Source organism: Pseudoduganella sp., from assembly GCF_041914865.1.
Classification (GTDB): domain Bacteria; phylum Pseudomonadota; class Gammaproteobacteria; order Burkholderiales; family Burkholderiaceae_D; genus Rugamonas.
Map to the genome: position 1 here is coordinate 29631 of NZ_JAYSCO010000035.1, position 26719 is coordinate 56349.

Annotated in this window: 21 protein-coding genes; 14 read left to right on the forward strand and 7 right to left on the reverse strand. The window is 68.3% G+C overall.

Annotated elements, in window-relative coordinates; genetic code table 11:
- Positions 1 to 65: 65 nt before the first annotated feature.
- Positions 66 to 1133 (reverse strand): HD domain-containing phosphohydrolase, encoded by a 1068-nt coding sequence (locus ACE3TQ_RS16620; RefSeq protein WP_374583397.1) that lies wholly within the window; start codon positions 1131 to 1133, stop codon positions 66 to 68.
- Positions 1134 to 1172: 39 nt separating this feature from the next.
- Complete coding sequence (locus ACE3TQ_RS16625) at positions 1173 to 1484, reverse strand: hypothetical protein (protein ID WP_374583398.1); 312 nt, start codon at positions 1482 to 1484, stop codon at positions 1173 to 1175.
- 123 nt (positions 1485 to 1607) lie between these two features.
- On the opposite strand from ACE3TQ_RS16625, the gene ACE3TQ_RS16630 reads away from it, so the two are divergent.
- The 8 genes from ACE3TQ_RS16630 to ACE3TQ_RS16665 all read left to right on the forward strand — a co-directional run bounded on the left by ACE3TQ_RS16630 (position 1608) and on the right by ACE3TQ_RS16665 (position 11143).
- Complete coding sequence (locus tag ACE3TQ_RS16630; protein WP_374583399.1) at positions 1608 to 2063, forward strand: MarR family winged helix-turn-helix transcriptional regulator; 456 nt, start codon at positions 1608 to 1610, stop codon at positions 2061 to 2063.
- A gap of 127 nt (positions 2064 to 2190) precedes the next feature.
- Positions 2191 to 3189, forward strand: a complete 999-nt coding sequence (locus tag ACE3TQ_RS16635; protein ID WP_374583400.1) for an alpha/beta hydrolase — start codon at positions 2191 to 2193, stop codon at positions 3187 to 3189.
- 132 nt (positions 3190 to 3321) lie between these two features.
- Positions 3322 to 5676 (forward strand): M1 family metallopeptidase, encoded by a 2355-nt coding sequence (locus ACE3TQ_RS16640; RefSeq protein WP_374583401.1) that lies wholly within the window; start codon positions 3322 to 3324, stop codon positions 5674 to 5676.
- Positions 5673 to 6161 (forward strand): DUF6702 family protein, encoded by a 489-nt coding sequence (locus tag ACE3TQ_RS16645; RefSeq protein ID WP_374583402.1) that lies wholly within the window; start codon positions 5673 to 5675, stop codon positions 6159 to 6161. Before ACE3TQ_RS16640 ends, ACE3TQ_RS16645 begins: the two co-directional genes overlap by 4 nt.
- Positions 6162 to 6297: 136 nt before the next feature.
- Positions 6298 to 8181 carry a TonB-dependent receptor gene (locus tag ACE3TQ_RS16650; RefSeq protein ID WP_374583418.1) on the forward strand — a complete coding sequence of 628 codons (1884 nt, stop codon included), beginning with the start codon at positions 6298 to 6300 and terminating at the stop codon, positions 8179 to 8181.
- Positions 8182 to 8237: 56 nt separating this feature from the next.
- Positions 8238 to 8951 carry a 2OG-Fe dioxygenase family protein gene (locus ACE3TQ_RS16655; protein WP_374583403.1) on the forward strand — a complete coding sequence of 238 codons (714 nt, stop codon included), beginning with the start codon at positions 8238 to 8240 and terminating at the stop codon, positions 8949 to 8951.
- A 42-nt stretch (positions 8952 to 8993) separates the two neighbouring features.
- Positions 8994 to 10355, forward strand: a complete 1362-nt coding sequence (locus tag ACE3TQ_RS16660; protein ID WP_374583404.1) for a hybrid sensor histidine kinase/response regulator — start codon at positions 8994 to 8996, stop codon at positions 10353 to 10355.
- Positions 10337 to 11143: a response regulator gene (locus ACE3TQ_RS16665; RefSeq protein WP_374583405.1), complete on the forward strand. Its 807-nt coding sequence runs from the start codon at positions 10337 to 10339 to the stop codon at positions 11141 to 11143. The genes ACE3TQ_RS16660 and ACE3TQ_RS16665 overlap by 19 nt, the downstream gene beginning before the upstream one ends.
- A gap of 72 nt (positions 11144 to 11215) precedes the next feature.
- On the opposite strand, the gene ACE3TQ_RS16670 is transcribed toward ACE3TQ_RS16665, so the two are convergent.
- The gene (locus tag ACE3TQ_RS16670; protein ID WP_374583406.1) at positions 11216 to 12172 is read right to left on the reverse strand and encodes a LysR family transcriptional regulator; all 957 of its coding nucleotides are present in this window, start codon (positions 12170 to 12172) and stop codon (positions 11216 to 11218) included.
- 99 nt (positions 12173 to 12271) lie between these two features.
- On the opposite strand from ACE3TQ_RS16670, the gene ACE3TQ_RS16675 reads away from it, so the two are divergent.
- Positions 12272 to 12799, forward strand: coding sequence for an ester cyclase (locus tag ACE3TQ_RS16675; protein ID WP_374583407.1), 528 nt, complete (start codon positions 12272 to 12274; stop codon positions 12797 to 12799).
- Between the two features lie 4 nt (positions 12800 to 12803).
- On the forward strand, positions 12804 to 13787 hold the full coding sequence (locus tag ACE3TQ_RS16680; protein ID WP_374583408.1) for a polysaccharide deacetylase family protein: 984 nt from the start codon (positions 12804 to 12806) through the stop codon (positions 13785 to 13787).
- A gap of 2 nt (positions 13788 to 13789) precedes the next feature.
- Here the strand turns inward: ACE3TQ_RS16680 and ACE3TQ_RS16685 are convergent, their stop codons facing one another.
- A complete protein-coding gene (locus tag ACE3TQ_RS16685; RefSeq protein ID WP_374583409.1) occupies positions 13790 to 15028 on the reverse strand; it encodes a DUF1501 domain-containing protein in 1239 nt (412 codons plus the stop codon).
- A 15-nt stretch (positions 15029 to 15043) separates the two neighbouring features.
- Positions 15044 to 16405 carry a DUF1800 domain-containing protein gene (locus tag ACE3TQ_RS16690; RefSeq protein ID WP_374583410.1) on the reverse strand — a complete coding sequence of 454 codons (1362 nt, stop codon included), beginning with the start codon at positions 16403 to 16405 and terminating at the stop codon, positions 15044 to 15046.
- Positions 16406 to 16545: 140 nt separating this feature from the next.
- On the opposite strand from ACE3TQ_RS16690, the gene ACE3TQ_RS16695 reads away from it, so the two are divergent.
- Genes ACE3TQ_RS16695 through ACE3TQ_RS16705 form a run of 3 tightly spaced genes read left to right on the forward strand, consistent with a single transcriptional unit; the run spans position 16546 to position 22240 of the window.
- On the forward strand, positions 16546 to 17949 hold the full coding sequence (locus tag ACE3TQ_RS16695; RefSeq protein ID WP_374583411.1) for an efflux transporter outer membrane subunit: 1404 nt from the start codon (positions 16546 to 16548) through the stop codon (positions 17947 to 17949).
- Positions 17950 to 17964: 15 nt separating this feature from the next.
- On the forward strand, positions 17965 to 19125 hold the full coding sequence (locus ACE3TQ_RS16700) for an efflux RND transporter periplasmic adaptor subunit (RefSeq protein ID WP_374583412.1): 1161 nt from the start codon (positions 17965 to 17967) through the stop codon (positions 19123 to 19125).
- Between the two features lie 10 nt (positions 19126 to 19135).
- Positions 19136 to 22240, forward strand: coding sequence for an efflux RND transporter permease subunit (locus ACE3TQ_RS16705; protein WP_374583413.1), 3105 nt, complete (start codon positions 19136 to 19138; stop codon positions 22238 to 22240).
- Between the two features lie 40 nt (positions 22241 to 22280).
- On the opposite strand, the gene ACE3TQ_RS16710 is transcribed toward ACE3TQ_RS16705, so the two are convergent.
- Together ACE3TQ_RS16710 and ACE3TQ_RS16715 are read right to left on the reverse strand one after the other, a co-directional pair.
- Positions 22281 to 24560 carry a catalase gene (locus ACE3TQ_RS16710; protein WP_374583414.1) on the reverse strand — a complete coding sequence of 760 codons (2280 nt, stop codon included), beginning with the start codon at positions 24558 to 24560 and terminating at the stop codon, positions 22281 to 22283.
- A 14-nt stretch (positions 24561 to 24574) separates the two neighbouring features.
- Entirely contained in the window at positions 24575 to 24835 is a 261-nt protein-coding gene (locus tag ACE3TQ_RS16715) for a hypothetical protein (RefSeq protein WP_374583415.1), read from the reverse strand.
- A 115-nt stretch (positions 24836 to 24950) separates the two neighbouring features.
- On the opposite strand from ACE3TQ_RS16715, the gene ACE3TQ_RS16720 reads away from it, so the two are divergent.
- On the forward strand, positions 24951 to 26719 hold a 1769-nt coding region (locus tag ACE3TQ_RS16720; protein ID WP_374583416.1), incomplete at its 3' end, for a hypothetical protein.

A 26719-nucleotide genomic window follows, 5' to 3' on the forward strand; every position in this document is an offset into this window, starting at 1 on the left:
TTGCTCCGGACGGGATAGTGTGGACGACTATAGCATAGGGAAATCCACAATACGCCCGGGAAATTTTACATTGTTGCGTCCTGGTATCGAGCCGCGGTTTCCCGCACTTCCTCTTCGGCCGCCAGCAAAGCGTCGACCACGTCCGGATCGAACTGCTCGCCGCTGCCCTGGCGGATCAGCTCGATGGCTGTCTCATGCGTGAAGGCTGGCCGGTAGACCCGCTCCGACACCAGCGCATCGTACACATCGGCCACCGCCACCAGGCGCGCCGACACGGGAATCGCATCGCCGGCCAGGCCCTGCGGATAACCGGAGCCATCGTAGCGCTCCTGGTGGCTATAAGTGATTTCGCGCGCAAAGCGCAGGAAGGCGTTGGAATAGCCGAGTTCGCGCTCGACCCCGGCAATGGCATCGCGGCCGTGCACGGTGTGCTGCTTCATGACCTCGAATTCCTCCGGCGTCAGGCGGCCCGGCTTGAGCAGGATCGCATCCGGGATGCGCACCTTGCCGATATCGTGCAGCGGCGCCGCCTTGAACAGCAGCGGCAGGTAAGGTTCCACCAGCTCATCGGCAAAGCGCGGGTTGCCCTGCAGGCGGCGCGCCAGCGCCAGCACGATGTGCTGGATGCGGCGCAGGTGCGACGGGTCCTCCTCATCGCGCAACTCGGCCAGGCTGGCGATGGCCCAGACGGCGGCATCGGCCATCTGGCTGATCTCGCGCAGCTGGCCGCGCTGGCGCTGCACCTGGGCGCGCGCCTGGCGCAGCTGCAGGTGGGTGGCCACGCGCGCGCGCAGCAGTTCCGGCACCAGGGGCCGCGCCACCACGTCCGACACGCCCTCGGCAAAGGCACGGCTCTCCAGCTCGGGCTGGCCGCGCTCGATCATGGCGATGAGGGGGATGCTGGCCGTATCGGGATTGCGGCGCAAGCCCTGGCACACGGCAAAGCCACCGTGCAGCACGTCCACCAGGATCAGGTCCGGCCGCGGCAATTGCTGCGCCAGCGCCTGCGCCGTCTCGCAATCCTGCACCGCGCGCACGGCATACCGGTCTTCCAGCAAATGGCTGAGCTGATGCAGGTGGTCGGCCGATCCGTCAACGATCAGCAGCAGCGGCTTTTGGTGTGGACTAGTCATTGCGGCATGATACCGCACGGGAACATCCGGCAGGGAATCTTAGTCCGCGAGCGCCGGCGTGCCATCCGGCAAAAAGGCGCCAAAACAACGGGTGCATTCAATGCAGAACAAATGCGCCACCCGCACATTCTTCTGGCGCAGCACCAGTTGCAGGTGGCCCTCCTCGCAAATCGGGCAGGTTTCACGCATGGTGCCGCAGGCCATCACGTCATCGGCCAGGTAATTATCGTCGTAGCGCACGCCATCGACCACGCGCTGCGGATCCAGTTCCACCAGGAACAGGACCGGCTCGGGACCGCGCTGGTCAGGCACCGGATAAGCGGCAGAATGATAGTGATTCATCTGATTCATTGTCATCCCCTTTGCCCAGCGCAGGTTATGGGCACTTTAACCATAGTCAAAGAATGGCCCTGTAGCAAGGTCAGCGGCAAAATTCGCTTGCAATTAAATCGCGCACTATCTATACTGCAGCACATGGATACCAAGACCCCCAACCTGGAACAGGTTCCCAAGCTGGACCAGCAACTGTGCTTCGCCCTGTACTCGACGTCCCTGGCGATGAACAAGCTGTACCGCAAGCTGCTGCGCAAGCTGGGCCTGACCTACTCGCAATACCTGGTGATGATGGTGTTGTGGGAACAGGACGAGCAAACCGTGTCCGCCCTGGGCGACCGGCTCTTCCTCGACTCGGCCACGCTGACGCCGCTGCTGAAGCGGATGGAGCAGGCCGAACTGATCACCCGCACGCGCTGCCCGCAAGACGAGCGCCAGGTGATCATTGCCCTCACCCCGCACGGCGACGCGCTGCGGAATGAAGGTGCCAAGCTGCCCGCCTGTGTTTTAGGCGCCAGCGGCTGCGACCTGGAGCAAGTGATCCGCCTGCAGCGCGAGCTGTCGGTCCTGCGCACCAGCCTGATGAACAACGCCTGACCCCCGGGAATGTCCGCCCTGGGGTCAGGAAGAAAAGTGGACATTTTCTTCCTGACCCCGAACTGGACATTTTTTTTAAACCAATTAAGTAGCACACTATTTAATCGTTAGCTAAAGGAGAGTTACCATGAAAAACGTTATCGCCGCTTCCGCCCTGTCCCTGTTCGCCGCTTCCACCTTCGCTGCCAGCCTGCCGGGCGTGGAACCGCAAACCGCGCAGTTCCTGAAAGCCATCGAGGGCGGGGCGCCGCTTGAATCGCTGAGCCCGGCCGACGCGCGCCAGGTGCTGGTCGGCGCCCAGAAAGGCGCACCGCTGCCGGCGGCCGATGTCAGCAGCAAAGTGGTCGAGATCGATGGCGAGAAGATCCGCCTGCACATCGTGCGCCCCGCCGGCGCCAAAGGCACCTTGCCCGTGTTCATGTTCTTCCACGGCGGCGGCTGGGTGCTGGGCGACTTCCCAACCCACGAGCGCCTGGTGCGCGACCTGGTGGTGAACTCGGGCGCGGCCGCGGTCTTCGTCGATTACACGCCGTCGCCGGAAGCGGGCTACGGTGTCGCCATCAAGCAAGCCTACGGTGCGACCAAGTGGGTGGCGCGCAATGGCAAGGAAATCAATGTCGATGGCAGCCGCCTGGCCGTGGCCGGCAATAGCGTCGGCGGCAATATGGCGGCCGTGGTGGCCTTGATGGCGAAAGACCAGGGCCAGCCGAAACTGCGTGCGCAGGTGCTGCTGTGGCCGGTGACCGATGCCAACTTCGATACCGCCTCCTACCAGCAATTCGCGGACGGCCATTTCCTGACCCGCAACGCCATGAAATGGTTCTGGGATAACTACACGACCGACCTGGCGCAGCGCAAGGAAGTCTATGCCTCGCCCCTGCAAGCGAGCACCGAGCGCTTGAAAGGCCTGCCGCCGACCCTGATCCAGACCGCGGAGTTCGACGTGCTGCGTGACGAAGGCGAAGCCTACGGCAAGAAGCTCGACGCCGCCGGCGTGGAAACCGCCACCATCCGCTACAACGGCATGATCCACGACTTCGGCCTGCTGAACGCGCTGGCCAAAGTGCCCGGCACCCAGGCCGCGATGCGCCAGGCCGGCCAGGAACTGCGCTATCGCCTGAAGTAATAAGAAAAGTTGCAAAACAAATGGGGTACGTCCCCATTTGTTTGTTTCAGGATTTTTACAAATAAATAAAGTGTTTTTTGGCAAGCTCACCTAGAATAGCCCAGCATTTAATAACACTAGCCTGGGGATTCGATGAAGCGTATTCATGTCGGTTTAGCCGCTCTTTGCCTGTCGGCGTCGGCCTTTGCTGCCGAGCCTTTTGATGACAAGTTCCGCCAGCTCGAGGAGCTGCTGCCTTCCGCTAACCAGTACCGCACTGCGTCCGGTGCGCCGGGCCATGCGTACTGGCAGCAGCGGGCGGATTACACCATCCGCACCACGCTGGATGAGGCGAACCGCGCCCTCAGCGGCAGCGGCCAGGTGACCTATCACAATAATTCGCCGGATACCCTGCATTACCTGTGGCTGCAGCTGGACCAGAATATCTATAAGCCGAACTCGGACGCGCGCATGACCCTGACCGCGCCGTCGCGCGAGGCCTGGGGCCGCGCGCGCAGCGATGAGGAGGGCATGAAGTTCGAGGGCTTGCGCGGCATCCTGGCGGGCCGTGATTTCGACGGCGGCTTCAAGATCGCGGCGGTGAAGACTGCCGGCGGTGCGCCGCTCAAATACACCGTCAACCAGACCATGATGCGCATCGACCTGCAGCAGCCGCTGAAGCCGGGCGAGAAGTTCACCTTCTCCATCGACTGGTCGTACAAGATCAATGAGCAGAAGGTGCTGGGCGGCCGTTCGGGCTATGAGTACTTTGCCGAGGATAAGAATGCGCTGTTCGAAATCGCGCAGTGGTTCCCGCGCATGGCGGCTTACTACGATGTCTACGGCTGGCAGCACAAGCAGTTCCTCGGTTCGGGCGAGTTCACGCTGGAATTCGGCGACTACGACGTGCAGATCACCGTGCCGGCCGACCACATCGTGGCCTCCACCGGCGAGCTGCAGAACCCGAACGAGGTGCTGACCGCGACCCAGCGCGAGCGCCTGGCGAAGGCGCGCACCAGCAAGACGCCGGTCGTCATCGTGACCCAGGCGGAGGCCGAGCAGGCCGAGAAGTCGGTGGCCAAGGGCACCAAGACCTGGCATTTCAAGGCTAAGAACGTACGCGACTTCGCCTGGGCCTCGTCGCGCAAGTTCATCTGGGATGCGCAGGGCTACAAGAAGGACGGCACCAATGTCATGGCCATGTCCTACTACCCGAAAGAGGGCAACCCGCTGTGGGAGAAGTATTCGACGGCGGCCATCGTGCACACCATCGAGCAGTACAACAAGTACAGCTTCGACTACCCTTACCCGACTGCGATCTCGGTCAACGGTCCGGTGGGCGGCATGGAGTATCCGATGATCTCCTTCAACGGTCCGCGTCCTGTAAAGGATAAGAAGACCGGCGAAATCACCTACACCAAGCGCGCCAAGTATGGCCTGATCGGCGTGGTGATCCACGAAGTGGGCCACAACTACTACCCGATGATCATTAACAGCGACGAGCGCCAGTGGACCTGGATGGACGAGGGCCTGAATACCTTCGTGCAGTCGCTGGCGCAGGAGGCGTGGGAGGAGAACTATCCGACCGGCCGTGGCGATCCGCGCTTCATCGTGGACTACATGCGTTCCAAGAACCAGGTGCCGATCATGACCAACTCGGAGTCGCTGCTCCAGTTCGGCAACAACGCCTACGCCAAGCCGGCTGCGGCGCTGAACGTGCTGCGCGAGACGGTGCTGGGCCGCGAGCTGTTTGACTACGCTTTCCGCGAGTATGCGCGCCGCTGGAAGTTCAAGCGCCCGACCCCGGCCGACTTCTTCCGCACCATGGAGGACGCTTCGGGCACCGACCTTGACTGGTTCTGGCGCGGCTGGTTCTACACCACCGATGCGGTGGACGTGTCGATCGACGGCATCACCGAGTACGGCGTGAGCACCAAGAATCCGGAAGTCGAGAAGGCCTGGAAGAAGGCGCAGCACGACGGCGAGCCGGTTTCCATCATCGACCAGCGCAACAAGGGCATGGTGCGCAAGGTGGACGAGCAGCCGCACCTGAAGGACTTCTACAACGAGCACGATGACTTCACCGTCACCAACGCCGACCGCAACAAGTTCGCCGAGCAGACCGCCGACCTGGAACAGTGGGAAAAAGACCTGCTGGCGCAGGGCAAGCACCTGTACCTGGTGGACTTCTCCAACCTGGGCGGCCTGGTCACCCCGCTGGTGCTGCAGATCGAGCTGAAGTCGGGCAAGAAGTACATCGAGCGCATTCCGGCCGAAGTCTGGCGCTATTCGCCGAAGAAGATCACCAAGGTCATCGTGACCGACGAACCGCTGGTGTCGCTGGTGCAGGACCCGAACTGGGAAACCGCCGACATCGACCAGTCGAACAACGCCTGGCCGCGCAAGATCACCCCTTCGCGCCTGGAGCTGTTCAAGTCGCGTCCGGCGGAGAACATGATGAAGGACTTTAACACCCCGCTCAAGCAGAAGGACGCCAAGAAGGAATGATGCGTTTCAAAGCCGTCCTCGCGGCGGCGCTGCTTTGGTGCAGCGCCGCCGCGCAAGCCCATAATTTCCACGTTGGTTTGACGGAGATCAGCTTCAACCCGCGTACCGGCAGCACGGAAGTGGTACATACTTACACAGCGCATGATGTGGAAGCGCTGTTGATGAACCTGTACCAGCGCCACTTTGACCTTGGGTTGGAGGAGGACCAGGCCGTGTTCCGCCGCTACATCGAAAAGCAGTTCCGCATTTCCGTCGACGGCAAGCCTTTGCCGCTGCAGTGGGTCGGCATGCAAGCCAATGTCGACACCGTCAACGTCTACCAGGAAATCGAGAAGACCACCCTGCCGCCAGGCGCCGTCCTGCTGGATGCGGTGCTGACCGACTTCCTGCCGCAACAAGCCAACAATGTGAACGTGAGCGGTTTCGGCCGCCCGGCCGCTTCCGTTGTTTTCAACCGCGAACGCCGTGAACAAGCACTCCCTTAAGCGCGCGCCGCTGCCAGCCCTGGCGCTGGCAGGCGCGCTCGCGCCCTTGCCCGCCTGGGCCGACGACCCTTTCCTGCAACGCGTACTGATCGAGGGCGCGCGCGCCAGCCAGGTCGGGGTGGCCGATTCGGCCGGCATGGGCAGCGTGTCGCAGCGCCAGCTGGAGGCGCGCACCATTTACCGCCCCGGCGAGCTGCTGGAGGCGACGCCCGGCCTGGTGGCCAGCCAGCATAGCGGCGAGGGCAAGGCCAACCAGTTCTACCTGCGCGGCTTTAACCTGGACCACGGCACCGACCTGCGCACCACGGTGGACGGCATGCCGGTCAACCAGCGCAGCCACGCGCATGGCCAGGGCTGGACCGACCTGAATTTCATCATCCCCGAGCTGGTGGCGCGCCTGGACTACAACAAGGGGCCGTACAACGCCAGCACTGGCGACTTTTCCTCGGCCGGCGCCACGGCCATCCATTATTCCAGCCGCCTGGCGCAGGACCAGGCCAGCCTGACGGCCGGCCAGGGCGGCTACGGCCGCGTCCTGCTGGCCGGCACGCGCGAGCGCGAGGGCGCCGTGCCGGGCGCCTGGCTGTACGCGCTGGAGACGGCGCACAACGACGGGCCGTTCACGCGCGGCGACAATTTCCGCAAGCTCAATGCGGTGCTGCGCTACAGCGAGGGCTTCGCCAACAACGGCTACACCCTCACCGCCATGGCCTATCGCGGCGCCTGGAACGCCACCGACCAGATCCCGCAGCGCGCCGTCGACAGCGGCCTGCTGGGGCGCTTCGACGGCATCGACCTGAGCGACGGCGGCCAGGCGCGCCGCTTCAGCCTGTCGGCCGCCTGGGCCCGCAGCGACGAGCAGCAGACCACGCGCGCCAGCGCCTACATCATCAACAACCGGCTGCAGCTGTTCTCCAACTTCACCTACTTCCTGGACGACCCGCTGCACGGCGACCAGTTCGCCCAGCCCGACCGGCGCGTGACCAGCGGCCTTGAGGCCAGCCACAGCTGGCATGACCATATGGACGATATGGCGTGGAGCACCACCGTCGGCGTGCAGGCGCAGAACGACAATATCTTCAACGCCCTGCAGCACACCGAGGCGCGCCAGGTGCTGGACACCGTGCGCGCCGACCATATCGTGGAAAGCAGCGCCGCGCTCTACCTGGAGCAGCACCTGCGCCTGGCGCCCTGGCTGCGCGGCGAGGCGGGCCTGCGCCTGGACCGCTACCGCTTCACTGTGCGCAACCGCGATGGCGCGGCCCATGCCGACGCCACCCTGTTCAGCCCCAGCATCAGCCTGGCCTTCGGCCCCTGGTCGCGCACCGAGTTTTACCTGAACGCCGGGCGCGGCTTCCACAGCAACGACGCGCGCGGCGTGACCCAGGCGCAGGACCCGGCCACCCCGCTGGCCAGGTCGCGCGGCCTGGAGTTCGGCCTGCGCAGCGAGGCGCTCAAGGGCCTGCAGACCGTGCTGGCCGTATACCGCCTGGACTTCAATTCCGAACTGGTCTACCTGGGCGACGCCGGCAGCACCGAGGCCGGGCGCCCGAGCCGCCGCTACGGCATCGAGTTCTCCAACTACTACAAGCTGGCCAAATGGCTGTCGCTGGACGCCGACCTGGCCTTCGCGCGCGGCCGCTTCCGCCACGGCGCACCGGGCGAAGGCGAGCGCATTCCCGGCGCCGTCGAAGGCGTGGCCCAGCTGGCCGCCACCTTCACGCCCGCCGGTCCCTGGTCGGGCGCCCTGCGCCTGCGCTGGTTCGGCCCGCGCCCGCTGGTGGAGGACAACTCCGTGCGCTCCAGGGCCAGCGCCACCGTCAACGGCCGCCTAGCCTACAGATTTGGCCCGCGCACCACGCTGGAGCTGGAGGGCTTCAACCTTGCCAACCGCAAGGTCTCCGCCATCGACTACTTCTACGAGTCGCGCCTGAAGGGCGAGGCGGAAGCCCGGGCGGACGTCCACTTCCATCCCATCGAATCGCGTTCGTTCCGCGCCAGCTTGTCGCACGCTTTCTGAACCGGGAAACCGGGGCCCCGGCCACGCCGGCCGCGCCATTTAAGTACAATAGGGGCATGATGACGCCCCTGCCCCAATTGATCCACACCTTGCGCAGCGCCGGCTACGCGCTGCTCAAGCCCGCCGACGTGGCCGCACTGGCCGGCTGCTCGCTGGATGAACTGAATTCGCTGGTCCCCGCCTGGGACGACCTGGCCCCGGACAATTACCTGAAGGACGGCGGCCGCTACCGCCGCCGCCGCCATTCCTGCTTCGTGCAGGACGGCGCGGCCCTGGAGCAGACCGCGCACCGCGCCCACTGGCAGCCGGTCGAATACAACGCCCTGCACGGCGGCATGCGCCGCCTGTTCGAGCCGATCGCGCCGCACACCGTGGCCAACCCGGCCTGGGCCAGGCTGGTGGCGGCCATCGGCCGCGCCTGCGGCCAGGTGCGCGGCCAGGGCCCATGGTACGTGGAAGCGCACCAGTTCCGCATCGACACCACGGACGGCATCGGCCGCCCCACCCCGGAAGGCGCGCACCGCGACGGCGTCGACTTCGTGGCCGTGCTGCTGGTCGGCCGGCATGGCATCAAGGGCGGCGAAACCCGCGTGTTCGAGGCCGACGGCCCGAACGGCAAACGCTTCACCATGACCGAGCCGTGGACCCTGCTGCTGCTGGACGACGCGGCTGTCATCCACGAATCGACCCCGATCCAGCCCGTGGCCGGCCATGGCCACCGCGACACCCTGGTCCTCACCTATCGTGACGGTGGATTCCAAGGGGGCTGAAAAGGCGGTATAGTCTGAACACCCAACCATTCAGGAGGTGTCTTGGACTCCAGCTACGATATCGCGCCCGATGAGCTGGAAGTACTCATCGTGGAAGACAGCCCGACCCAGGCCGAACGCCTGCGCCGGCTGATCCAGTCGACCGGCTACCGTGCCCGGGTGGCGGCCAATGGCAAGCTTGCGCTGGACGAGATCAACCAGCGCAAGCCGCACCTGGTGCTGTCCGACATTGTCATGCCGGAAATGAACGGCTATGAGCTGTGCCGCGCCATCAAGGCCAACCCGGAGCTGCGCGATATCCCGGTCATCCTGGTCACCTCGCTGACCGACCCCAAGGACATCATCCGCGGCATCGAATGCGGCGCCGACAACTTCATCCGCAAGCCCTACGCCGAAGACTACCTGCTGAACCGCATCGGCCAGATGCTGGTGAACCAGAAGCTGCGCAAGAACGCCAATATGGAGGTCGGCATCGCCCTCTACCTGGGCGACCAGAAGCACTTCATCAACGCCGAGCGGCAGCAGATCCTCGACCTGCTGATTTCCACCTATGAACAGGCGGTGCAGGTCAACAGCGAGCTGCAGGCGCGCGAGCGGCAGGTGATCGAGCTGAATATGCGCCTGGCGCACCACGCCGGCGAGCTGGAAACCATCAACCGCGAAATCGCGCTGAAGAACCTGGAGCTGGCGGAGGCGAGCCGCATGAAGTCCGCCTTCATCGCCAATATGTCGCACGAGCTGCGCACGCCTCTGAATGCCATCATCGGCTTCACCGGCGCCTTGCTGATGAAGCTGCCCGGCCCGCTGACCGATGAACAGGACCGCCAGCTCAACACCATCCGTTCCAGCGCGCGCCACCTGCTCTCGCTGATCAACGATATCCTCGATGTGGCCAAGATCGAGGCCGGCAAGGTCACCCTGTCGCTGGAAGCGGTGCACTGCCAGCAGCTGATGGGCGAAGTGGCCGACACCCTGCGCCCGCTGGCCGCGCAAAAAGGGCTGCAGGTGTTCATGGAACTGCCCGAGCAGCCCATCATCCTGCAGACCGACCGCCGCGCCCTGGCCCAGATCCTGATCAACCTGGCCAACAACGCCATCAAGTTCACCGAGAAGGGCATGGTCAAGCTGACCCTGTCCGAACACCAGGACGACCAGGGCCAGCAGATCACCGAGTTCAACGTGATCGACAGCGGCAGCGGCATCAAGGAAGAAGACCAGGCCAAGCTGTTCCAGGCCTTCTCCCAGCTGGACAGCACCTCGACCCGGCATGCGGAAGGCGCGGGCCTGGGCCTGTACCTGAGCCAGAACCTGGCCAACCTGCTGGGCGGTTCGCTGTTCTTCAGCAGCGACTTCGGCAAAGGCAGCACCTTTACGCTCGCACTCAAATGTCGGCACGCATCCTGATCATCGAGGACAACCAGGCCAATATCGACCTGATGACCTACCTGCTGCAGGCTTTCGGCCACCACCCCATCCTGGCCACGGACGGCGAAACGGGGGTGGCGCTGGCCGCCAGCGAGCAGCCCGACCTGATCCTGTGCGACCTGCACCTGCCCAAGCTGGACGGGCTGGGCGTGGTGGCGAAACTGCGCGCCGATCCGGCCACGCGCGCCATCCCCATCCTGGCCGCCAGCGCGCTGCCCGTGACCGACGGCTGCGCCGCCCTGCGCCGCGCCGGTTTTTCCGGCTGCCTGCCTAAATCGCTGGAGCCGGATGCCCTGATCCCGGCGCTGGAATCGTTCCTGCCGCCGCAGCTGCGCGCCGGCGCCGTACCGCAGGCCGGTAGCGCACCGGAGCCCGCCGCCGCCGCGCCCGCCGCAACGGCGCCGGCCGCGCCGCGCGCGCGCGTGCTGCTGCTCGATGCCGCACCGGAAAACGCCGGCCTGGTGGCCGCCATCCTGGCCCATACCGGCTACGCCGCCAGCAGCGCCGTCAACCCGGCGCAGGCCGGCGCCCTGCTGGACAGCCACAGCTTCGACCTGGTGGTGTGCGACCTGGGATTGTTCGAGGCCGGCCGCCTGTCCTTCCTGGCCGATGCGCTGGAAATGGCGCCCGGGCTGCCGGTGCTGCTGCTGCGCCCGGACGACGAGGATGAGCTGGGGAGCCTGGGCGTGGGACGCCGCCGCGGCGTACTGTCGCACCCGCTCGACCCGCAGCAGCTGGTGGCCGCGATCGACGCCCTGCTGGCTTAGGCCAGCGCGAACCAGCCCAGCGCTACCAGGCTGAAGGCCACGGCCAGCAGCGCCATGGTGTTCTCCGAGCGCTCATCGGCGCTCAGCATCTTCCACAAGAACTTCAACATCGCTGCCTCCTTGCCCTTGCACGGCATCCCAGCGCCAGGCGGCGCCCAGGCGCAGCCGCAAAAAATCGAGCAGCACGCGCACCCGCAACGGCAGGTTGCGGCCATGCGGCAGGATCGCCTGCAGCGGCGCCGCCGGCATGCTGTAGCCCGGCAGCAGTCGCTGCAGCCGGCCGCTCAGCAGGTCGTCGCCGACGTCCCAGATCGATTTTACTACGATGCCCGCGCCGTGCAGCGCCAGCCCATGCGCGGCCTGGCCGTCGTTGGTGGCAAAGGCGGCCTGCACCCGCACCGTGGCGGGCGCGGCGCCGTGGAAATGCCACTCGGCGCGGCGCGCAGCGCCGATCACGATGCAGCGGTGCGCCGCCAGTTGCGCCGGATGCTGCGGCGTGCCGTGCTGCGCCAGGTAGGCCGGCGCGGCGCACACCACGCGGAAGTTGGGCGCCAGCCGGCGCACCGCCAGGTTGGGGTCCGGCACGCTGCCGAAGCGGATCGCCAGGTCATGCCCGCTTTCCAGCAGGTTGACCACGGCGTCCTCCAGGTCGAGCTGCACCTGCAGGTTGGGGTGGCGGCGCTGGAATTCGGCCATGGCGGGCACGATATGCTGGCGCCCCAACTCGGTCGGCACGCTCAGGCGCAGCAGGCCGTCCACCGCGCTGCGGCTGTTGCTGAGCAGTCCCTCGGCCTGCGCCACCTCCTCCAGGATGCGCAGCACACGCGCATGCAGCTGGGCGCCGTCCTCGGTCAGCGCCTGGCGCCGGGTGGTGCGCTGCAGCAGGCGCAGGCCGACGCTGCGTTCCAGTTGCGCCAGGCGTTTGCTGACCACCGACAGCGGCAGCTGCAGTTCGCGCGCGGCTGCCGACATGCTGCCGGCGGCAACGATACGGGCGAAGGTGCGCAGCGCGGGCAGGTCATCCAGCATGGTCGATTCTCCACATTTCGGAAAAGATGAATTCGTATTGAAGGGCTATTTTAGCGATATTGCGCGCCCTATCATGCCATTCTTTCCCAAGGAGATAATATGAAACACTTGCTTACCCTGCTGCTGGCCAGTCTCGCGACGGCCGCCCATGGCGCGCCGGAAGCGGCGCTGCTGCAACCACGCGTGCAGTTTGTCGATGCCGCGCTGCCGCCCGGCCAGGCCGAGGCCAGCGCCCTGGCGGCGCGCCGCTATGCCACTTTCTGGGACAACGGCGATGCGGCGCTGGCGCGCGCCGCGCTGGCGCCCGGCTTCACCGACCGCACCCTGCCGCCCGGCCGCGAGCAAGGCTTGCCCGGCGCGCTGGCCGCCTCGCGCCTGGTGCGCGCGGCGGTGCCGGACATGCGCGCCGAGATCGAGCAGCTGATCGTCAGCGGCGACCGCGCGGTGGTGCACCTGCGCTTCAGCGGCCATTTCACCGGCAGCATCAACGGCGTGCAGGGCACAGGGCAGGCCGTGGAATTCAGGGCCACCGACATCTACCGCATTGCCGACGGGCGCATCGCCGACAACTGGCATATCGAAGACAACCTTGCCTTCCTGCGCCAACTGGGCGTGATCAAGGAGTGACGCCATGCGTGACGAAAAACCTGCAGCCGGCCGGCCGGCACGGCGGCGCTTCCTGCGCCAGGCGGGAGCCGGCGCGCTGGCCGCCGGCGGCATGCTGGCCGCCGGCGGCCCGGCGCAAGGCGCGGCGGCGGACGGCGGCTTCTGGCCGGGCGGAGCGCGCCTGGTGGTTTCGATTTCGATGCAGTTCGAAGCCGGCGGCCAGCCGGCCAAGGGCAGCGACAGCCCGTTCCCCAAAGTGGACTTCCCGCCCAGCGTGCCAGCCGACCTGGCCGCCAACACCTGGTTCGCCTACGGCTACCGGGAAGGCATCCCGCGCATGCTCGACCTGTGGGACCGCCATGGCGTGCAGGTCACCTCGCACATGATCGGCGAAGCCGTGCGCCACCAGCCCGAGCTGGCGCGCGAGATCGTGCGGCGCGGCCATGAAGCCGCCGCCCACGGTCCGCGCTGGAGCGCGCAGTACGCCATGGGCCGCAACGCCGAACGCCGCTTCCTGGCCGATGCGGCGGACATGGTGCAGCAGGTGACCGGCCAGCGCCCGCTGGGCTACAACTGCAACTGGCTGCGGCGCGGCCCGCACACCCTGCCGCTGCTGCAGGAGCTGGGCTACCTGTACCACATCGATGACCTGAGCCGCGACGAGCCGTTCATCGAGCAAGTCAACGGCAAGGACTTCGTGGTGGTGCCCTACACCCTGCGCAACAACGACATCCTGCTGGTGGAGGGCCGCAACTACTCGCCCGCCCAGTTCCTGCAGCAGCTCAAGCTGGAATTCGACCAGCTGTACAGCGAGGGCGGCGCGCGCCGCCGCATGCTGTCGCTCAGCGCGCACGACCGCATCAGCGGCACGCCGCAGATGGTGCGCGTGTGGGATGAATTCCTGCGCTACGCCCGCGCGCATCCGGGCGTGCTCTTCATGCGCAAGGACGATATCGCGCGCTACGCGCTGGCCAGCCCGCTCACCGTGCGCGAGGCGGAAACCATCTGAGTTCAGGCCAGCAGCTGCAAGCCCGCGCCGGCCGGCAGCTGGGGGAAGATGCGCGCCAGCGCGCTGGCGTCCAGGCGCAGGTGGCGCTCCGCGATGTGCGCCAGCACCTGGCGGAAGTCGGTGGTGACCGGCAGGTCGCGCCCTTCGTTGAGCTGGCCGTCGGCCAGGCCGCGCCACTCGCCCGCCACCTGGCCGCCCTGCACCTTGCCGCCCAGCAGCCACATGGCGTTGCCGTGGCCATGGTCGGTGCCGCGGTTGCCGTTCTCGCGCGCGGTGCGGCCGAATTCGGACATCACCACGATCACCGTGTCGTCGAACATCGGCCCCAGGCGCTGCGCCAGGGTCGCCAGGCCCTGCCCCAGCGGCTGCAGGCGGCCCGCCAGCTGGCCCGTGCCAGCGCCCTGGTTGGCGTGGGTATCCCAGCCGCCCAGCGCGACGAAGGCCAGCTGGATGTTGGGCTGGTTGCGCATCAGGGTGGCCAGGCGCCCGGCATCGTCCGGGAAGCCGTTCGGCAGCGGGGCGCCGTTGTCGGCCGCCTGCATCTCCGCCATCATGGCCGCGTTCAGCACCTCCTGGTGCGCGGCCCGCCCTTCGGCGTAGGCCTTGCCGAAGCGCTCGTTGCCGGCGTACAGGCGGTCGAAGGCGCGCCCGATGGCGGGCCGGTCGAGCGGCGTGGCGCGCGTGCCGGCCGCGCCGTTGGCCAGGTTGGTGGCGGGCATCGCGCCGCCCAGGATGCGCGGCATCACCGGCCCGATGGACAGCGCGCGCGTGGGCGTGCTCTCGCCCGGCAAGGCGCCCAGCAGGCGGTTCATCCAGCCGTCCTGGGTGCTTTTCATGCCCGGCGTGCCGGACTCCATGAAATCCTGCGCATCGAAGTGCGAGCGGCTGGCGTCGGGCGAGCCGCTGGCATGCACGAAGGCCAGCTTCTTCTGCTGCCACAGCGGCAGCAGCGGCGCCAGCGCCGGGTGCAGGCCGAAATAGCCGTCCAGGTTCAGCGCGCCGTCCTCCCCGCCCGGCCTGGCCAGGGCGATATTCGGGCGCAGGCGCGCGTAGTCGGGGTCGGCCACCGGGGCCACCACGTTCAGGCCGTCCACCGCGCCGCGCAGCATGACCACGACCAGCTTCTTGGCGGTGGGGGCGCTGCTGCCCGGCGCCAGCGTGGCGGCCCAGGCGTGCGGCCCCAGCGGCAGCAGCAGGCCGGCGCTGGCGGCAAAGGCGTTCAGGAATTGGCGTCGTTGCATGGCGATGGCTCCGGATTATTTTTGCATGAAGTCAGGGCTGCCCAGCAGCATGGCGGCGCGCAGGCGTTCGTTGCTGTCGGCCACGATGTCGGCGGTGCGCCTGGAAATGCCGGCCCCGAGCGCCTGCTGCAGCGTAGCGGCATCGGCGCCGGGCGCCAGGGTCAGCGCGTAGCTGATGCGGCGCGCCAGGCCGTCGGGATTGAGCCAGGCGCTTTCCGTGTTCTTGTAGCCGTCCGGCGTCTGGCAGCCGTACAGCGGCATGCCCAGGCGCGCCAGGATGCCGGCCAGCGGCTTGGCCTCGGTCATCGGCACCGCCGCCGCGCGCGAGGCCGACACCACGTACTGGTACGGCGTCTTGAACTTGGCGCCGGCATACTGCTGGTCCATGAATTCCTGGCTGGCGAACAAGGTGCGCAGCACGGAGCGGATATCGCCATTGCTGGCGCTCCACGTTTGCGCCATGCGCTCCACCAGCGCCGGCGGCGGCGTGTCGGCCACGAAGTACTGCGCCAGCTTGCGGCTGATATGGCGCGCCGTGGCCGGGTGCGCCGCCAGCACGTCCAGCGCGTACTCTCCTTCGGCCACGCCGCGCACGGTGACCGGCTTGCCGAGCCAGGTCTTGGCGCCGTTGTCGTGGCGGCGCGGGTCGAACACGAACTGCGCATCGCGCCGCGGCGCGTAGGTCCAGCCGGTCAGCATGCGCGCCAGCTCCGTCACGTCCTTCTGCGTATAGCCGCCGTCCACGCCCAGGGTGTGCAGCTCCATCAGCTCGCGCGCGTAGTTTTCATTCAGGCCGCCAGCCTTCGAGACCCAGTTGTCCAGGTAGAACAGCATGGCCGGGTGGCGCGCGGTGGCGCCCAGCATCTGGCGGAAGGAACCGAACACATAGGGGCGGATGGCGTCGCGCTCGTAGCTCGCCACCAGGGCGCGGTCCTGGCCCTTGCCGGCGAAGACATTGAAGTGGTTGTACCAGAAGTCGACCATCACCTCTTCCAGCTGGCGCGGACTCTCGATGGCGCGCAGCAGGCGCGCTTCGGCCGCTTCGGACGCCATCTGCGCCACCACTTCGCGCCGCGCGCCCTGCTCCATGCCGCGCGCCTCCTGGAAGCGCGCCAGCGCCTCGCCGGCGCTCCATTTCAGCGTTTCCAGCTGGTCCAGCCGCTGCGCCAGCGCTGGCGGCAGGGGCGGCGGATTGAGTTGCTCCTCCATATAGGCCTGCACGCCCACCTGGCGCAGCTTCTCGATATCGCCCGGGCGCGGCCCGTAAGCCAGCCGGTTGAGCACGTGCAGCGCCGCCTGGTCGCCAGTCAACGGCGCCGCCCCCACGGCCAGCGGCGAAATGAGCGCGAAAGCGGCAAGCAGCAGGAAAGGTCGCATGGTGTCGTCCCGATACAATGATTTGCAGTGATTTCTTTATACGCTAAGCGCCGAATTAAAGGCAAAGACTCCTTTGTATCGGGATGTTAATTGTTTGATTTATATGCTTTAATTCACGTTGCGCAAAAAGAAAGGCAAGCATGAAAAGATTTCAGGGCACGCTAACCGTATTTGCCATGCTGGCGCTCAGCGCCTGCGGCGTAACCGGGCCCGCGAGCAAGGTGGCGCAGGACGCGCCGCAGCAATGGCAGACGCCCTTGCCGCACAATGGCAGCACCGGCGAACTGGCCAGCTGGTGGCAGCGCCAGTCGGACCCGCTGCTGGTGCAGCTGATCGAAGCCGCGCAGGCGGCCAGCCCCACCATTGCCAGCGCCCAGGCGCGCTTTGCCGCCGCCAGCGCCGAACGCACGGCAGCCGGCGCCGCCCTCGCCCCCTCGCTCACCGGCGTCCTCACGTCCACCCGCATGAGCCGGCAGTCGGCCGACTCCTCCACCAATACCACTTCCCAGCTGCTGGCCCAGGCCCAGTGGGAGATCGACCTGTTCGGCGGCGGCCGCGCGCGCCGCCATGCGGCCATCGCGCGCGCCGAAGGCGCCCAGGCCGGCTGGCATGAAGCGCGCGTCAGCGTGGCGGCCGAAACGGCCAACCAGTACTACAGCCTGCGCGCCTGCGAAAAGCTGCTGACCGTGGCGCGCCTGGACGCGGCCTCGCGCGCCCACACCGCGCGCCTGACCGACATCACCACCAAGGCCGGCCTGCAGTCGCCTTCGGCCAACGCGCTGGCGCGCGCCAGCGCCGCCGACGGCAACAACCGCGCCGTGGCCCAGCGCGCCGCCTGCGACAGCGAACTGAAAGTGCTGGTGGCGCTGACCGCCATTCCCGAACCGGAACTGCGCCAGCGCCTGGCCGACAGCGCCAGCGGCGCCGCCCTGTCGCCCGCTTCCGGCGTGGCCATCGAATCGGTGCCGGCGCAGGTGCTGGCGCAGCGCCCGGACGTCTTCAGCGCCGAGCGCGAGCTGGCCGCCGCCAGCTACGACGTGGCCAGCGCGCGCGCCGACCGCCTGCCGCGCCTGGGCCTGACCGGCTCCGTGGGGCGCGGCCGCCTGCATGCCGAAGGCCGCGACATCACCGCCAATGTGTGGACCATCGGCCCGCTGCAGATGACGCTGCCCATCATCGACTGGGGCGTGCGGCGCGCCAATGTGGACGCCTCGCGCGCCCGCTACGAAGCGGCCGTGTCCAGCTACAAGGCCAGCGTGCGCCAGGCCGTGGCCGAAGTGGAACAGGCCCTGGTGGCGCTGCAAAGCACGCAGGAACGCGCCGCCGACGCCCAGGCCGCGCTGGACGGCTACCGCACCTTCTTCGTCGCTACCGAAGAGCGCTACAAGAACGGGCTGGCCAGCCTGCTGGAACTGGAAGATGCCCGCCGCACGCGGCTGGCCGCAGAAAACACAGTCGTGACCCTGCAGCGCGAACGCAGCGCCGCCTGGATCGCCCTGTACCGCGCAGCAGGCGGCGGCTGGACCGCGCCCGCCGCGCCTTAAGACCGGAAAGAATTTATGAAACCACTGCACCGCACCCCCTCCGCCATCGCCGCTCTCGCCGTCGCCAGCGCCCTCGCCGCCCTGGCCCAGGCGCCCGCCGCCCTGGCCGACGACAAGAAACCGGCCGCCGCCAAGCCAGCGCTGACGGTAAGCACCGTCAAGCCGCAGAAGGCCAGCCTGCCGATCCGCCTGACCGCCAACGGCAACGTGGCCGCCTGGCAGGAAGCCATCATCAGCAGCGAGTCGAACGGCCTGCGCCTGGCGGAAGTCGAGGTCAACGTGGGCGACGTCGTCAAGAAGGGCGAAGTGCTGGCCGTGTTCGCGCCGGAAACCCCGCAAGCCGAAGTGGCGCAGGCCAAAGCCGCGCTGATGGAAGCGCAGGCCGCCGCCGCCGAAGCCAAGGCCAACGCCGACCGCGCGCGCTCGATTGAAAGCACGGGCGCCCTGAGCGCCCAGCAGATCAGCCAGTACACCACCGCCGAAGCCACCGCCCAGGCGCGCGCCGCGTCGGCCAAGGCCATGCTGGCCGCCGCCGAACTGCGCCTGCGCCACACCAGGGTGGTGGCGCCGGACGCCGGCGTGATCTCGGCGCGCAGCGCCACCGTCGGCGCCGTGGCCGGTCCCGGCACCGAGCTGTTCCGCATGATCCGCCAGGGCCGCCTGGAATGGCGCGCCGAAGTCACCGCCGCCGACCTGCGCAGCATCCGGATCGGCGCCAGCGCCGTGGTGAAAGCCGCCAACGGCAGCGAGCTCACCGGCAAGGTGCGCATGGTGGCGCCGACCATCGACCCGCAGACGCGCTCCGCGCTGGTGTACGTCGACCTGCCCCCCAACACAGGCAAACAGCCGCCGTTCAAGGCCGGCATGTTCGCCAGCGGCCAGTTCGAACTGGGCTCGTCCGATGCCCTGACCGTACCGCAGCAGGCGATCACCGTGCGCGACGGCTTCAGCTACGTGTTCCGCCTGAACCAGGACCAGCGCGTGAGCCAGATCAAGGTGCAGCCGGGCCGCCGCATCGGCGACCGCATCGAAGTGCTGTCCGGCCTGGCGCCGGACGCGCTGATCGTGGCCGCCGGCGCCGGCTTCCTGAACGACGGCGACCTGGTGCGCAATGCCGGCGCGCCGGCGCCGGGCCAGGCTGCCGCCGCCGTCAAGCCGGCGCCGGCTGCGCGTTAAGGGAGACGCCGTGAACTTCTCCGCCCTCTCGATCAAGCACCCGGTCCCGGCCATCATGCTGTTCATCCTGCTCTCGCTGGCGGGCTGGATGGCCTACATGGCCAACCCGGTGCAGGACTTCCCCGATATCGAACTGCCCATCGTCAACGTCTCCGCCTCCCTGCCCGGCGCCGCGCCGGCCCAGCTGGAGACCGAGGTGGCGCGCAAGATCGAGGATTCGGTCGCCACGCTGCAAGGCGTGAAGAACATCTACTCCAAGGTACTGGACGGCACCGCCACCATCACGGTCGAATTCATCCTGGAGAAAAACCTGTCCGACGCCGTCAACGAAGTGCGCGACGCCGTGACCCAGGTGCGCGCCGACATGCCCGGCGAAATGCGCGACCCGGTGGTGAGCAAGGTTTCCACCGCCGGCCGCGTGATCCTGACCTTCGTCGCCACGCCCAAGGAAGGTACGAAAATCGACGACGCGGACCTGAGCTGGTACGTCGACAACACCGTCTCCAAGAAGCTGCTGTCGGTGAAAGGCGTGGGCGCCGTCAAGCGCGTCGGCGGCGTGACGCGCGAGATCCGCGTCGAACTGGACGACGAACGCATGGCCGCCCTGCGCGTCTCCGCGCTGGACGTCTCGCGCATGCTGCGCCAGGTGCAGAAGGAAGCGCCGGGCGGGCGCGGCGACATCAGCGGCGCCGAGCAGTCGGTGCGCACCATCGCCACCGTGCGCAGCGCGCAGGAACTGGCGCAGATGGACATCCCGCTGGGCGACGGCCGCCACATCCGCCTGGAGCAGGTCGCCACCGTCACCGACACCGTCGCCGAACCGCGTTCGGAAGCGACCCAGGACGGCAAGAAGGTGGTGGCCTTTGAAATCTTCCGCACCAAGGGCGCCAGCGAAACCCAGGTCGCGGCCGACTCGCGCGCCGCGGTGGAAGAACTGCGCAAGGCGCATCCGACCATCGCCATCACCGAAACCATCGACAACGCCGACCCGGTCGACGAAAACTTCGACGGCTCGATGGAGCTGCTGTACGAAGGCGCCCTGCTGGCGGTGCTGGTGGTGTGGTGGTTCCTGCGCGACTGGCGCGCCACCCTGGTGGCCGCCTCCGCCCTGCCGCTGTCGGTGCTGCCGGCCTTCCTCGGCATGTACTGGATGGGCTACACGCTGAACACCGTGACCCTGCTCTCGCTGGCCCTGGTGGTGGGCGTGCTGGTGGACGACGCCATCGTCGAAATCGAAAACATCGAGCGCCACCTGCACATGGGTAAAACCCCGATGCAGGCCGCCATGGAAGCCGCCGACGAAATCGGCATGGCGGTGATCGCCACCACCTTCGCCCTGGTCGCCGTGTTCCTGCCGACCGCCTTCATGGGCGGCATCCCCGGCAAGTTCTTCAAGCAGTTCGGCTGGACCGCCGTGATCGCCGTGCTGGCCTCGCTGGTCGTGGCGCGCCTGCTGACGCCGATGATGGCGGCCCACCTGCTGAAACCGACCAGCAAGCCGGTGGAAGAAGACGGCTGGATCATGCAGCGCTATATGAAGACCATGCGCTGGTGCCTGGAAAACCGCGGCAAGACCGCGCTGGCGGCGGGCGCCTTCTTCATCGGCTCCATCATGCTGGTCGGCCTGCTGCCGACCGGCTTCGTGCCGCCGGCCGACCGTGGCCAGACCATGGTCAACCTGGAACTGCCGCCCGGCTCCACCCTGGCCGAAACGCGCGCCATCGCCGAACGGGCGCGCCTGGCCATCATGGAAGTGAAGCCGGTGACCCATGTCTTCAGCTCCATCGGCGGCGGCTCCTCGGGCGACGCCTTCGCCCCTGGCGCGGCGGCCGAAGCGCGCCGTGCCGTGCTGACCATCACCACCAAGCACCGCAGCGAACGCAGCGAATCGATTTCCGACATCGACAATATGATCCGCGACAAGCTGGCCAACCTGCCCGGCGCCCGCTTCACCGTCGGCCCGCCCGACACCGGCGTCAAGATGCAGCTGGTGCTGCGCTCGGAAGACCCGGTGGCCCTGCTCGACTCGGCGCGCAAGGTCGAGCGCGAGCTGCGCACCCTGCAGGGCATCGGCAACGTCACCTCCAGCGCCTCGCTGGTGCGGCCCGAGATCATCGTGCGGCCCGACTTCGCCAAAGCCGCCGACCTGGGCGTGACCGCCAACGCCATCGGCGAGACGGTGCGCGTGGCCACGGCCGGCGACTATGACTTCGAGCTGACCAAGATGAACCTGGCCGAGCGCCAGGTGCCGATCCGCGTCAAGCTGCCCGACAGCGTGCGCGCCGACCTGGACGCCATCGGCCGCCTGACCGTGCCAGGCCGCAACGGCCCGGTCATGCTGGCCAATGTCGCCAGCATCACCATGGAATCGGGCCCGGCCCAGATCGACCGCCTGAACCGCAGCCGCAACGTCACGCTGGACGTCGAGCTGGGCAGCCGCACCCTGGGCGAACTCGATGAGGAAGTGCGCCAGCTGCCGTCGATGAAGAACCTGCCGCCTTCGGTGACCAAGGCGGAACTGGGCGACACGCAGGAAATGCAGGCCCTGTTCGCCAGCTTCGGCATCGCCATGCTGATCGGCGTGCTGTGCATCTACGGCGTGCTGGTGCTGCTGTTCCACGACTTCCTGCAGCCGCTGACCATCCTGGCCGCGCTGCCGCTGTCGATCGGCGGCGCCTTCGTCGCCCTGCTGGTGACGCAGAAGGCGCTGTCCATGCCGTCCATGATCGGCCTGATCATGCTGATGGGGATTGTGACCAAGAACTCGATCCTGCTGGTCGACTACGCCATCCTGGCGCGCGCCGAAGGCATGAGCCGCTTCGACGCCCTGGTGGACGCCTGCCACAAACGCAGCCGGCCGATCCTGATGACCACCATCGCCATGGGCGCCGGCATGATGCCGCTGGCCCTGGGCTGGGGCGCCGACCCGAGCTTCCGTTCGCCGATGGCGACCGCCGTGATCGGCGGCCTGATCACCTCCACCCTGCTGTCGCTGCTGGTGGTGCCGGCCGTCTTCACCTACGTCGACGACGCCGAGCACCTGTTCAAGCGCCTGGTGCGCAAGGTGAAAAAGCCGCACAAGCACGCCGCGCCGGACCCCGAGGCCGCCCAGTAAGACCGCGCCCGCCGGACCGACGTCCGGCGGGCTGGCCTGTTCAGACCACCGGCGGGTCGGTTTCGCGGGCGTAGGTGCGGTGGCCGGCCAGGGCCTGGCTGAAAGCGGCCAGGGCGCCTGGCAGGTCGGCCGGCGTGGTGCCGATCAGGCCGGGGTCCTGGGCGCCGCCCGGCAAGGTGGCCGGGATGCCGGCGGCGGCCAGCAGCGTGGCGCCGGCGCCCACCACCAGCAGCGGTTTGCAGTGGCGGTATTGTAGGGTGACGAATTCCACCGCCAGCGCATTGGTGGCGAGGTTTTCGGCAAAGCCCTGGCCATCCGGTACCGCGACGGCATCAAAGACCACCGCCGGTCCCGTCTCCAGCGACATGTCGGCTTCCAGCCCGCCGATCGTGCCCACGCGCGGGCCGACCAGGCGCGTGACCGCGCCCTGCCCTTCCAGCTCGGTCTGCAGCGTATCCACCATCACCTCATCCACGCCCGGCGCCACCAGGATCGCCACCTTGCGGCCGCGGATGCCGGTTTCGCCCGGCCGCGACAGCAGCGACAGGCTGGGCGAGGGCTGGTAGGCCGGCAGCTCGCCGTCGTAGGCCATGGGCTGCGGGTCCGGCACCAGGGTGCCCAGCCGCAGCGCCACCATGTCGGCCAGGGCCGCGTCCACGTTCACCAGCATGGCCAGCGTGCGTTCGCGGATGGCGGGCACCTGCACCTTGCTCAGCTCAAAGCTGAACGCGTGCGCGATGTGCATCTGCTCGGCCGGCGTCTGGCTGTGCCAGAACAGGCGCGCCTGCGCATAGTGTTCGGCAAACAGCTGCGGCTTGCCGCGCACCTTGTCCTCCGCCACCGGCTGCGGGAAGCTCATGAAGCCCATGCGGCCGGCCTGGAACGGGCAGCCGCCGCCCAGCGAGTTCGGTTCGTAGGCCACGCGGCCACGATTGATGGCTTGCCGGTGCATGCCGTCGCGCTGGTTGTTGTGCACCTGCGCCACCGGCGCGTTGATCGGGATTTCGTGGAAATTCGGTCCGCCCAGGCGGCTGATCTGGGTGTCCACATAGGAATGGATGCGCCCCGCCAGCAACGGGTCGTTGGTGAAGTCGATGCCGGGGATGATGTGGGCGGCGCAGAACGCCACCTGCTCGGTCTCGGCGAAGAAATTGTCCGGGTTGCGGTCCAGCACCAGCCGGCCCACCGTCTGCAGCGGCACCATTTCCTCCGGCACGATCTTGGTCGGGTCCAGCACGTCGAACGGGAAGGCGGCCGCGTCGTCCTCGCTGAACACCTGCAGCGCCAGCTCCCATTCCGGGTACTCGCCCAGCTCGATCGCCTCCCACAGGTCACGCCGGTGGAAGTCGGGGTCGGCGCCGGAAATGCGCACCGCCTCGTCCCACACCAGCGAGTGCGTGCCCTGCTTGGGCAGCCAGTGGAATTTGACGAACTGCGATTGGCCATTGGCGTTCACCAGGCGGAAGGTGTGCACGCCGAAGCCCTGCATGGTGCGGAAGCTGCGCGGGATGGCGCGGTCCGACATCACCCACATCAGCATATGCATCGATTCCGGCATCAGCGAGACGAAGTCCCAGAAGGTGTCGTGCGCGCTGGCCGCCTGCGGCATGCCGTTGTGCGGCTCAGGCTTGACCGCGTGCACCAGGTCGGGGAACTTCATCGCGTCCTGGATGAAGAAGACCGGGATGTTGTTGCCGACCAGGTCCCAGTTGCCCTCGTCGGTATAGAACTTGACGGCGAAGCCGCGCACGTCGCGCGCGGTATCGGTGGAGCCGCGTTCGCCGGCCACGGTGGAGAAGCGCACAAACACCGGCGTGCGCTTGCCGGCCGCCGCGAACGGCGCCGCGCGCGTCAAGTCGGACAGCTCGCGGTAGCACTCGAAATAGCCGTGCGCCGCCGAGCCGCGCGCGTGCACGATGCGTTCCGGGATGCGCTCGTGGTCGAAGTGCGTGATCTTCTCGCGCAGGATGAAGTCTTCCAGCAGCGTCGGGCCGCGCAGGCCGGCCTTCAGCGAGTTCTGGTTGTCGGCGACCGCTACGCCCTGGTTGGTGGTCAGGGGCTGGCCGCCGCTGTCGGTGCGCACGCGGTCGAGCGGGCCGTTGTTCGGGTTCTGGCCCTGCGGCGGCACGCCGCTGCCGGCCTTGGGCGAGGCGGCATTTTCGCTGGCGGTGCTGGCCGTCTGCAGCGGGTCGCTGGTGCTGCTCGATGCGCCGGCCGGCGGGATGCCCGCGCCATGCTCGGCTGCCTTGTTGACGTTATAGGGGAACTGCGCGGCCAGTGCAGCGCCGCGCTTTGCCGGGTCGGGTTTGGAGGTAGGCACGGCGCGCTCCCGGTTCAGTGCTTGCGTGAACCGAGCAGCTTGGAGACAGCGTAGCCGGCGGCCAGCGCCACCAGCAGCGAGGTGCCGGGGCTCTTGCGCACGTAGTTGCGGCCGGACTCGGCGAAGCGCTTGTAGGCCGCACTCAGCTGGTCGCCGCGCGCGCCCATCTGGTCGCCCAGGCTGCTGATATTGTCGGCCACCTTGTCGACCGTGCTGTGCAGGCCGGCGCGCAGGTCCTTGGCGGGATTGTCGCTCTTGCTGATGTTGTGATCCATGATCGTGGTCCTTATCGTGGTGGTTGGATGGAAGGGTCACGATACGGCTGTCCCGCTGCATCCACCGTGCGCCAGCTAACGATGTGCGCCTGCGATTTCTGGCAAGCTGTTTTGCATGATTCCTGTCGATCCAGTTCCTGGCGCCACGGCGCCGGTGCCGGCCACGCTGGCTGCCCGTGCGGCGCCGCTGGCGCCTCCCGCCACGGCGGCGGCAAGCGCCAGCGCGCCGACGGTGTCCTCGCTGGGGCAGTTCCTGTCCAACCTGGTCCTGGCGCAGCGCAGCGTGCGCGAGCTGGCGGCCAGCGGCGGCGATGCGGCGGCGTTTGCGGCGGCGGCGCAGCAGCTGGTGCTGAATGTCAACGCCAATGCGCCGCCGGCGCTGGCGGACGTGCTGTCGGCGCAGCAGCCGGTGCTGGCGCAGGCCGGCATCAATGTCGGCAACGGCGGCGCACTGGCGGCCGATGCGGGGGCGCTCAATGCGGCCTTCCGCGCGGCGCCGCAGGAGGCGCTGGCGGCGCTCGACACGGCGATCGGCACGCTGGCGCAGGCGGCGGGCGCCCTGCAACCGTCCACCGTGGCGCAGGCGCAGCTGGCGGACGAGGCGGACGCGGCGGACGCGGTGGACGGGGACGCGGGCGCGCGCGCGCTCAACCTGGCCGAGCTCACTGCGCAGGAACGGGCCGCAGCCGGGCGCCTGGCGGAGACGCGGCGCGTGGCGCAAGCTGCGCTGGAAAGCAATACGCTCGAGGATACGCAGCAGCAGCGTGCGGCGGAACTGCGCGCTGCCGAGCTGCGGCAACTTGAAAGCACGCGCGAACAGGACATGGCGGCGCAGGCGCTGGCCGAGCGCATGGAGGCGGCCCGGCGCGCGTCCCAGCAGCAGGCCGAGGCCAGCCAGCTGGGACGCAGCCGCGCCGAGCGCGTCGCCGATGAGCGGCTGGCTACTGCGCGCCGCCTGGTTGCCGAGCAGGCCGAATCGGCCGAGGCCGAAGAGCTGGTGGCGGCGCGCCTTGCCCTGGCGCGCCAGCAGGCAGCCAGCGGCGCCGGCAGCGCCATCCTGCCCTCCGGCGCCGCCGCCAACGGCCAGGCCGCCGCAGCGCCCGCCACAGGCCGCGCCAGCGATGCCGGCCCGGCCGGCGGCACCGGTACGGCCGGCGGCACTGGCGCGTCCGGCGGCACCGGTACAGCCGGCGCCAGCGGCACCGCCGCCAGCGCGGCGGCGCCGGGCCCAACGGCAAGCGGCTTTGCGCCCCTGCCTGGGCCGAATGGCGCGCCGGCTGCGGGCGACGGCGGCCGCGCCACACCGGAGCGCGAGGCGGCGAATGTCGCGGCCAGCCGCCCGCCGCCCGAGACCGCAGCGCAGGCGGCTGCCCGCCGCGCCGCCGAAGCGGCCGAACGCGCGCGCGCCGCCCCCGAGGCGGAGCGGCTGTCGGTGCAGGACCGCCTCACTGCACAGCGCCTGGACGAAGCGCGCACGGTGCGCGGCGAACTGGACGAGGAAATGCAGGCGGCCCGCCTGGAAAGCCGGCGCCAGGCCCTGCGCGAGGCGCAAGCGGCGGCGCAGGCGGCAGCCAGCCTGACCCGCAACAATGCCAGCGCGCCGCCGGCCGCGCCCCCCAATCCGGCCAGCGCCCCGGCGCCGCCCGCGCCGCCGGACAGTGCGCCCCTTGGCAATCCCCCGCTGCGGCCAACGGAAGCGGCCATCAGCGCGGCCGGCCCGCCCGTCAGCGGCGCCACGGCGGCCGGGTTGCCACCGGATGCCGCCGCCGACGCGGCAAGCGCGCGTGCCGCTGCCGCTGCCGCTGCCGCTGCGGCCAGCGCCGCCGCGCAGGAAGCCATTGCCGCCGCCGAGCGCGCGGCCCTGGCCGCCGAAGCCGCCCGCCG